The organism is Thermoactinomyces daqus (genome assembly GCF_000763315.1).
GTDB classification, from domain to species: domain Bacteria; phylum Bacillota; class Bacilli; order Thermoactinomycetales; family Thermoactinomycetaceae; genus Thermoactinomyces_A; species Thermoactinomyces_A daqus.
The window spans coordinates 56,306-64,109 of record NZ_JPST01000001.1 but is presented as its reverse complement, the minus strand read 5'-3'; the positions used below and the strand labels follow the sequence as shown (position 1 = coordinate 64,109).

The following is a 7,804-nucleotide window of genomic DNA, read 5'->3' as shown; positions in this document are numbered from 1 at the left end:
ATTTATTGAGGGAGGTGAGGCCTTATGCGTATCTTCATCGGCGAACCGCCGCAGGCATAATGGTTATCATTGTTTTCAATGAGCCGCTTTCGACAAGCGGCTCCTCTTTTGCCTGTGCAGGTCTTTTCAGCGGGCTTGGATTCAAACAGGCATATTAGAGGCGGGCTCAATCTTTATGATAAAAATTGTAACCGATGTGATCTGCGGTTTAATCCCCTCCGGAAACCGGTTCAACGTCGTAGATGTCTGCAAAGGAGATGGTGTAAAGATGACGCCCGTCGGCGAGGCAGAGGCGGCGTTCGTGAGGGATGATTTTTTGGATGAAGCCGCATCGTTCCCGGGGCCGGCGGTTTTCCACATAACGGATGAGCAAGGGGAAATCGCTGTGAAGGGCCTCCAAAATCAGCCTGTTGATTTCATCCCACCGGTCGTCATCCAGTTCCGGCGGGATGAAATCATCGGCACGGGCCCGCTGTTCGGCCAGCGCCTGACGATGTTCCGGCAAAAACATGCGGCTTCCTTCCCACAGCATATTTTTACGATCGAGAATTTCACTCATCGGTAATGACCTCCAATCTTTTGTGCCCGTTCATAGGCCTGGCCGGACGGGGTTAGGGAGATGGCGCGCACAATCGAAGTCGGGCCAAAGCGCTGCCTGATTTCATCCATGACATAGCCGAGTTTCCATTTTTTTTCACGGTCGTCAAACAGATGGAGCTGGATGGCGTCATCGGATGCAAATCCGCCCAGGCTGACGCCGAGAGAGCGAATCGGCTGGCCGTCCCAGAAACGGAGGAACAGATTCCAGGCATGATGAAAAAGATCCATGGTCTGGTTGGTCGCCTCCGGCATTTTCATCTGGCGGTAAAAGCCGGTGGGAAAGTCAAAGTCGGCACCGCGGCAGCCGACGCTTACCGTCTGCCCGAGCAAATGGTGACGGCGGGCGCGGCGGCATACTTCCTCGCACAGTTCCAACAGGACGACCTGAATCTCCTCCGCTGTCCGGTAATCCCGCGGCAAGGTCATATGGTGGCCGATCGCCTTTTGGCTGTGAAAGGTTTGCGGCGTGACTGGAGAGAGGTCAAATCCGTTGGCGGTCATCCAGAGCACATGACCGTTCACGCCCCATTTCCGCTTCAGGCGTTCGAGCGGGAAACGCGCCAGTTCACCAATGGTGCGGATGCCGATCGAACGCAAATGGCGTCCCATCCTTTTTCCCACTCCAAACAGTTTTTCCACGGGAAGCGGCCACAAATCTCTCTGCAAATTGTCATGCGTCAGGGAGAAAATGCCGGTCTCCCTCTTTTTGGCGAATTGATCGCAAGCCATTTTGCTCAGCACTTTGTTGGGACCGATGCCCACCCGGGCGTAAACTCCCAGTTCCGTGCGGATCGCCGCCTGGATTTTGCGTGCGATCGTCAGCGGGTCGCCAAACAGCTTTTCGCTTCCGCTGATGGAAACAAATTGTTCATCAATGGAATAAGGTTCAACCAGATCGCTGAAACGTTCCAGAATTTCCGTGATGGAAAGCGAGGCTTTGAGATAGAGCCCCATGCGCGGACGTACCACAGTCAAATGGGGACAGAGTCTGGTCGCTTCGCTCAAGGTGATTGCATTTTGAATGCCGTATGATTTGGCGAGCGGGCAGGCTGCGAGAATGACGCCCTCGCGCCGCTCGGGATCGCCGGCCACGACGACCGGTTTTCCCTCCAGTTCAGGGCGCAGTGCTTTTTCGATGCTGGCATAAAACGATTGAATATCGACGAGAAAAACCACAGATTCCATAGTCCTTCACCTGAAATACGAACATATGATTGGTTCTGATAAGATTATATGCAAATATATGTTCGGGTAACACCGAAAAATGTTTCCAGTTTGCCCTGAAAAATTGATCCGGATAAGATGAAAACGAAGAGCAAATTTTCGGGAAGGAGAAAACGGGGATGGAGCAAACGGTCATTTTTTACAACGGGCAGATTGCGACACTCGATCCCGCCTGTCCGTATGCGGAGGCGATTGTCAGCAAAGGCGGACGCATTGTGGCAGTGGGAACGAAGGAGGAACTGTTGCTGGACTTCGGACGGGCCGGTCATCAGAAAGTGGATTTGATGGGAGGATATGTTTATCCGGGATTGACGGACAGCCATATTCACCTCTCCGGTGTCGGACAAAAGATGCGTATGCTCGATTTAAGCCTCTGCCAAACCGGAGAAGAGATGTTGAAGGAGATTCAAAAGCGGGCGAGAGAAGCGAAAGACGGGGAGTGGATTTTGGGATTGGGGCTGGACGAAAACCGATTGCAGGGGGATGTTCCGTCCTTGAAGGAACTGGATGAAGTGAGCAAAGGGCATCCGGTGTTCCTGACCCGGGTCTGCTTTCATGCTCATCTCGTCAATACCGCTGCCTACCGCTTGGCGGGGATCGGAGAAGATCAGTCCGATCCCGAGGATGGCGCATTTGGCCGGGATGAATCAGGGAAGCTGAACGGCTGGGTTTATGAAAATGCATCCAACGCCTTTTATGCGGCCATGCCAAAACCCGATCTCAGAGAAAAAAAGGATACCATTCGCCAAGCGGTCAAAGCGGCGCTGGCCAGCGGCTTGACAGCAGTACATACGGAAGACTTGCGCTTTTTTGAAAGTGTGGAGGAAATGGTGGCAGTCTGGCGCGATCTGGTCGAAGAGGGGCTTTTTTTGCGGACGCATCAGCTGATTTACCATCCGTATCTGCGGCAGTTGGATGAGATCGGGCTAAAAGCGGGAGACGGTGATGAGTGGTTTCGCATCGGAGCCATGAAGATCTTTGCTGACGGATCAATCGGGGGGCGGAACGGCGCGTCTGTCTGAGCCGTATGCGGATAACGAGAAAAATCGGGGATTGCTGATCCATTCAGATGAAGAGCTGCATGAATTGGCGCGGCTGGCAGTAAAGCGCGGCATGCCCATTGCCGTTCACGCGATCGGCGATGAAGCGGCAGATCGGGTGATCGGCGTGATGGAGCACCATCCCTTGTCCGTACGCGGGGATCGGCGGCTTCGGCACCGCCTGATTCACGGGCAGTTTTTGCGAAAAGATCTGATTGGGCGCCTGGCCGGGATGGATGTGGTCGTCGATGTCCAACCCCGCTTTGTCGCCAGCGATTTTCCGTGGGTATTGGAGCGGGTGGGGAGCGAAAGGGCTCGTTATGCCTATGCATGGAAATCCCTGCTCGATGCAGGAGTTCGTCTGGCCGGGGGAAGTGATTCTCCGATTGAGCCCTTGCATCCGCTTCTCGGCATTCATGCGGCTGTCACGCGTCGTCATCCGGAAGAGGCAGGGGATCATCCAGGGTATTTTCCCGAACAAAAGCTGACGGCGGAGCAAGCCTTGCGGCTCTTTACTGCGGGAAGCGCGGTTGCCGCAGGGGAAGAACATGAGCGCGGCACCCTTGCCGTCGGAAAATATGCCGACATGACCGTGTTTGACCGGGATCTTTTGAAGGTGAATCCGGATGAGCTGTTGCAAACGAAAGCCATCTGCACGATCACCAATGGCAAAATCGCTTACGCTGCTCCTTAACGATGGATCGTTATTCCTGGAAAGCGTTTGCATTTTGCGTCAGCGGGTAAAAGGCCATTTATAAAGATCCATTTTCGTCGTATACTCGGTGATTTCATTGACCGTTTCATCGAGCTGGTGTTTCAGCCTGTTTCCCGTAAAGCGCATCACTTTCCAGCCATGCTTTTTCAGATATTCATCCCTGCGGCGGTATTTGACCCGCTTTTGGGAAAAATACCCGTTGCCATCGCATTCGAGAGCCAGTTTGTACTTGGGCAGGGCGAAATCGATCGAGTAAGGACCGCAGGGATATTGTGCCTTGATTTTTCCTTTGTATTTGTGGCGAATCGCGTAATAAAGCCGGCGTTCCAACCGGCTTTTTGTCTTCAGCATCCCGAAGTCGAAGCCGGGGAAATGCCCGAGGCATACTTGCTCCACCATATATTTGAGGATCACAAGCGGGAGCAGGATTAATTTCACCCGCCAGCTCATGTTTCGCTTGAATTTGATATACCTCCACCGAAGAAGGCGAAATTTTATTTCTATGGAAGAAAACGCTTTTGAGATGAATAAAAACAAAAGCCATCACCTCTTACTTTAAAGATACAACATAATATTTTTATATTTCAATATATTTAGTATCAAAATTATAAAAATAGAACCTGTCAAAAGGAAAGGCAAAGCCGATTGGTTCTTTTTTATGGTTACCCTACATACGTTACTTTAGAGGAGGGATCGTATGCCGGTGATTAATACGACAACGGAGCAGACGCGTTTGCTTGCGCGCCTGATGAGAGACGAAGCCGAAGGAGATGGGCAGATGGGCATGATTCTCGTCGGCAATGTCGGAGTCAACCGGGTGCGGGGAAACTGCCTCGATTTTGAAGGGATTCGCAATATTCGACAGATGGTTTTTCAGTCACCGGGCGGGTTTGAAGCGGTGCAAAAGCCGTATTTTTACCAGCCGGCCAGAGCGCAGGACATGAGGCTGGCCAGGCAGGTGATCCGGGGGAGACTTGTTCATCCGGCCCGGAATGCCTTGTGGTTTTTCAAACCGCCGGCAGAATGCCCGGGAACATGGTTTAACCAGACCAACAGCGGCCGCTACAAAAGCCATTGTTTCTACATTCCCCGTCAGAGCGACTGTCCGTCAGTTTACCATTGAGGAGGCGATGCGATGTACTGGTCTTATCCTTATTCCGCTTCATATCCGATCCAGATTTCGCAGAGGGAAGAGCGCCGCTTTTCCGAAGACTTGATGCAGGCCAATGTCGGAAAGAAAGTGACGGCCTATCTGACCTATGAAGGAAGCGAGCACTGGCGCAACCGGATTTTTACAGGAATATTGCGACGAGTCGGACGGGATTTTTTTGTGCTGAGAGACCAGAAGACCGGCAAGGATATTATGCTTCTGAACATCAATCTGAACTATATTGTCTTTGAGGAACAGCCGGCGACATTGATTCCGGAAGGCAGATGATCACGCATACCGTCACAAAAACAAATTCCCGGTCTTGGGTCTGGTCAGGGTTCCCTGATGAATTCGGGAACCCTGATTCCGTTTTTATTCAAGTACATATGCGAGCGCATCGAGTGCCTGTTCGGGTGTTTCCACAACAAGTTGCGCCCTCTGTGATAATTCTTTCAAAGGATGATGCAGACTTTCGGGGCGGATGAGGATCAGGGGTTTCTGGGCAGCAATGGCCATTGCTGCGTCCATGGCCGTGTTCCATTGCCGGTATTTTTCGCCGAAGAGAGCGATGACGACATCTGCTTTCTGCATCCAGATCCGCGTCCGCAGATTATTCACTTCAGAAGCAGCCTGGTCACGGTAGACGGCGTTTGGCTGTTTTCCCTTAATACGCTCCCCGATGTCATCGGAAAGATCATGGTCTTCCTGGGGACCTTTGAAAATGAGAGGCAGATTGCGTTCTTTTGCCATTTGGCGCAGTTTGTCGCGCCAATCATCATGGATTTGACCTGCCAGGTATACAACGAGTTCCATCAGGTTCCCCTTTCTAAATGTTCGATATTTGGACACATTTCTCCTTTTATTTTAACATGAGAAAAACATCCCGAACAGGGTCATCGAGCACAATATAGCAAGCTTTTGCCGCTTTAATCAGTTAATGTGACAGGGAGTTGACAATTGATATTATTTTCTGCTATTCTAAACACAGCCATTAAACCGAGTTAATTTATAGGAATTTGTGTTTTTTAAAGTGAATAAAATTATAATCCTCATGAAGAGAGAGGGAGGGACTGGCCCGATGAACTCTCGGCAACCGGCGGATGCTTGGTGCCAAGTCCAGAGAACGTTTGTTCAAAGATGAGGAGAGAAGCATGGAAATCAGCCCCTTTCTCTCCGGAAGGGGATTTTATTATAAGGAGTGAAAAAGGTGGGCCAACAGTGGAAATGGGCGGAAAATCCCGAGCAGTTGAACCAGATGGAACAACTTAAATTAAAACAGGATGGATTAGACATTATTGATGAGATTATTCATATCTATTCTAATAAAGGCTTTGAGTCCATTCCGGAAGAAAAATTTTCTCTGTTTAAATGGGCTGGCGTCTACCAACAACGTCCCAAAAAAGATGGTTATTTTATGTTGCGTATAAGAATTCCCACGGGAATTTTGACAAGCGGGCAAGCGCGCGTGATCGCCGAGCTGGCACAGGAGTACGGGCGCGGCTTGATCGATATCACCACCAGGCAGGCGGTTCAATATCATTGGCTGCGCGTGGAAAATTTGCCCGATATTTTTCGGCGGCTCAATGAAGTAGGACTTTATACTTACGAAGCATGCGGCGATTGCCCCCGGACGATCATCGGCAATCCGCTGGCGGGGATTGATCCCAACGAATTGGTCGATACGTCTTCCATCGTAAAGGAACTGGATGAAAAATTCCGTTTGAATAAAGAATTTTCCAACCTCCCGCGAAAGTACAAAATTTCGATATCGGCCAGTGTCTATAATCCGGCCCATGCCCAGATTAACGATCTGGCCTTCACTCCGGCAGTAAAAAACATCAATGGAGAAGAAGTGGTCGGGTTCCATGTCTGGGTAGGCGGCGGGCTGTCGAACCGACCTCATCTCGCCCGGCAGCTGGATCTGTTTGTGCGGCCCGAGCAAGTGGTGGATGTGGCGATTGGTGTGACCAAGGTATTCCGCGATTACGGCTACCGGCAAAAGAGACATCGCGCCCGTCTGAAGTTTTTGGTGGCGGACTGGGGAACAGAGAAGTTTTTGGAAGTGCTGACTGAGGTGATCGGCCCCTATCCCTCGCGGGGAGAAGACCGAACCATCGGGTGGAATGCGGGATATTTCACCGGAGTTCATCCGCAAAAGCAAAAAGGTTTGTCTTATGTCGGCTTGAATGTGCCGGTCGGGCGCACGTCGTCGGAAGAGTTTTTCGCCTTGGCCGACCTGGCTGATCGCTACGGTTCAGGAACTTTGCGCACCGTCAATACGCAAAATATCATCATTTCGGATGTTCCGGATGAAAAAGTGGAAGAGCTGTTAAAAGAGCCGCTGCTCAAGCGTTTGACTCCATTTCCAAAAACATTTGAAGGCTATGCGGTCTCCTGCACGGGAAACGAATTTTGTAATTTGGCCTTAACAGAAACAAAAGGGCTGATGAAAGAAGTAGTGGATTATTTAGATGCACACGTTCAACTGGACAGTCCCGTACGTATCCATATTAACGGATGTCCCAACTCATGCGGCCAGCAGCAAATTGCGGATATTGGCTTAATGGGGGGGAAAAGCAAAACGGCTCGGGGGATGGTGGAGTCTTATACGATTTCCGTCGGCGGCCATCTTTTGGGAGAGGGAAGATTCAATACGCAGTTAAAAGGACGAGTGGTCAAGGATCACGTACCGTTTGTGCTGAAAGAGCTGATTCTCTTTTACAAGGAAAATCGCAACGAACAAGAGCGTTTTACGCAATTTGTGGAACGCGTTGGCATAGAAGTCTTTCAAACGGAATTGGATCGGATTTTGGGGCAGGTGGTCTCCTCATAATGGAAAATGAACTCTATCTGTACCGGCTGACGGCAGCGGGCGGGGAAGGAAAACAGTATACGATCATAGTTGTTTCCCCGACGGATGAAAAGGCGTTTCAAGATGCGGAAAAGGAACTGGAACGCCAGGTTCTCGTAACGCCGGTGATCAGCGAATGGAACCTGATCGAGAAGAAGCGGATCCGTCCAGGCAGCGGTTATGTTTTGGAATCATGCAGCTAGAGATAGAAAGGAAAGGGAAGT

10 protein-coding genes and 1 riboswitch are annotated in these 7,804 nt (G+C 50.8%); of the genes, 6 read left to right on the top strand and 4 right to left on the bottom strand.

Annotated features, from left to right (window positions below; genetic code table 11):
- Window positions 1-208 precede the first annotated feature (208 nt).
- Together JG50_RS0100355 and JG50_RS0100350 are read right to left on the bottom strand one after the other, a co-directional pair.
- On the bottom strand, window positions 209-559 hold the full coding sequence (locus tag JG50_RS0100355; RefSeq protein ID WP_033099118.1) for a YolD-like family protein: 351 nt from the start codon (window positions 557-559) through the stop codon (window positions 209-211).
- Window positions 556-1,785, bottom strand: a complete 1,230-nt coding sequence (locus tag JG50_RS0100350) for a DNA polymerase IV (protein WP_033099117.1) — start codon at window positions 1,783-1,785, stop codon at window positions 556-558. The genes JG50_RS0100355 and JG50_RS0100350 overlap by 4 nt, the downstream gene beginning before the upstream one ends.
- Before the next feature lie 158 nt (window positions 1,786-1,943).
- Here JG50_RS0100350 and JG50_RS20945 point away from each other — a divergent pair, with 158 nt between their 5' ends.
- Window positions 1,944-2,846 carry an amidohydrolase gene (locus JG50_RS20945; RefSeq protein WP_309485179.1) on the top strand — a complete coding sequence of 301 codons (903 nt, stop codon included), beginning with the start codon at window positions 1,944-1,946 and terminating at the stop codon, window positions 2,844-2,846.
- Window positions 2,803-3,558 carry an amidohydrolase gene (locus JG50_RS20940; RefSeq protein ID WP_309485180.1) on the top strand — a complete coding sequence of 252 codons (756 nt, stop codon included), beginning with the start codon at window positions 2,803-2,805 and terminating at the stop codon, window positions 3,556-3,558. The genes JG50_RS20945 and JG50_RS20940 overlap by 44 nt, the downstream gene beginning before the upstream one ends.
- 39 nt (window positions 3,559-3,597) lie before the next feature.
- Here JG50_RS20940 and JG50_RS18515 read toward each other — a convergent pair whose 3' ends face one another.
- Window positions 3,598-4,017: an endonuclease domain-containing protein gene (locus JG50_RS18515; RefSeq protein WP_160173773.1), complete on the bottom strand. Its 420-nt coding sequence runs from the start codon at window positions 4,015-4,017 to the stop codon at window positions 3,598-3,600.
- A 259-nt stretch (window positions 4,018-4,276) separates the two neighbouring features.
- Between JG50_RS18515 and JG50_RS0100335 the strand changes: the two genes are divergently transcribed.
- A complete protein-coding gene (locus tag JG50_RS0100335) occupies window positions 4,277-4,702 on the top strand; it encodes a cell wall hydrolase (RefSeq protein ID WP_033099116.1) in 426 nt (141 codons plus the stop codon).
- Window positions 4,703-4,714: 12 nt separating this feature from the next.
- The gene (locus JG50_RS0100330; protein WP_052153843.1) at window positions 4,715-5,017 is read left to right on the top strand and encodes a spore coat protein GerQ; all 303 of its coding nucleotides are present in this window, start codon (window positions 4,715-4,717) and stop codon (window positions 5,015-5,017) included.
- An 84-nt stretch (window positions 5,018-5,101) separates the two neighbouring features.
- On the opposite strand, the gene JG50_RS0100325 is transcribed toward JG50_RS0100330, so the two are convergent.
- Entirely contained in the window at window positions 5,102-5,542 is a 441-nt protein-coding gene (locus JG50_RS0100325; protein WP_033099115.1) for a YtoQ family protein, read from the bottom strand.
- Window positions 5,543-5,775: 233 nt separating this feature from the next.
- Window positions 5,776-5,873, top strand: a riboswitch (SAM riboswitch).
- A gap of 111 nt (window positions 5,874-5,984) precedes the next feature.
- Here JG50_RS0100325 and JG50_RS0100320 point away from each other — a divergent pair.
- Both JG50_RS0100320 and JG50_RS0100315 read left to right on the top strand, forming a co-directional pair.
- On the top strand, window positions 5,985-7,562 hold the full coding sequence (locus JG50_RS0100320; protein ID WP_052153846.1) for a nitrite/sulfite reductase: 1,578 nt from the start codon (window positions 5,985-5,987) through the stop codon (window positions 7,560-7,562).
- The gene (locus JG50_RS0100315; RefSeq protein WP_033099114.1) at window positions 7,562-7,783 is read left to right on the top strand and encodes a DUF3906 family protein; all 222 of its coding nucleotides are present in this window, start codon (window positions 7,562-7,564) and stop codon (window positions 7,781-7,783) included. The genes JG50_RS0100320 and JG50_RS0100315 overlap by 1 nt, the downstream gene beginning before the upstream one ends.
- Window positions 7,784-7,804: the final 21 nt, after the last annotated feature.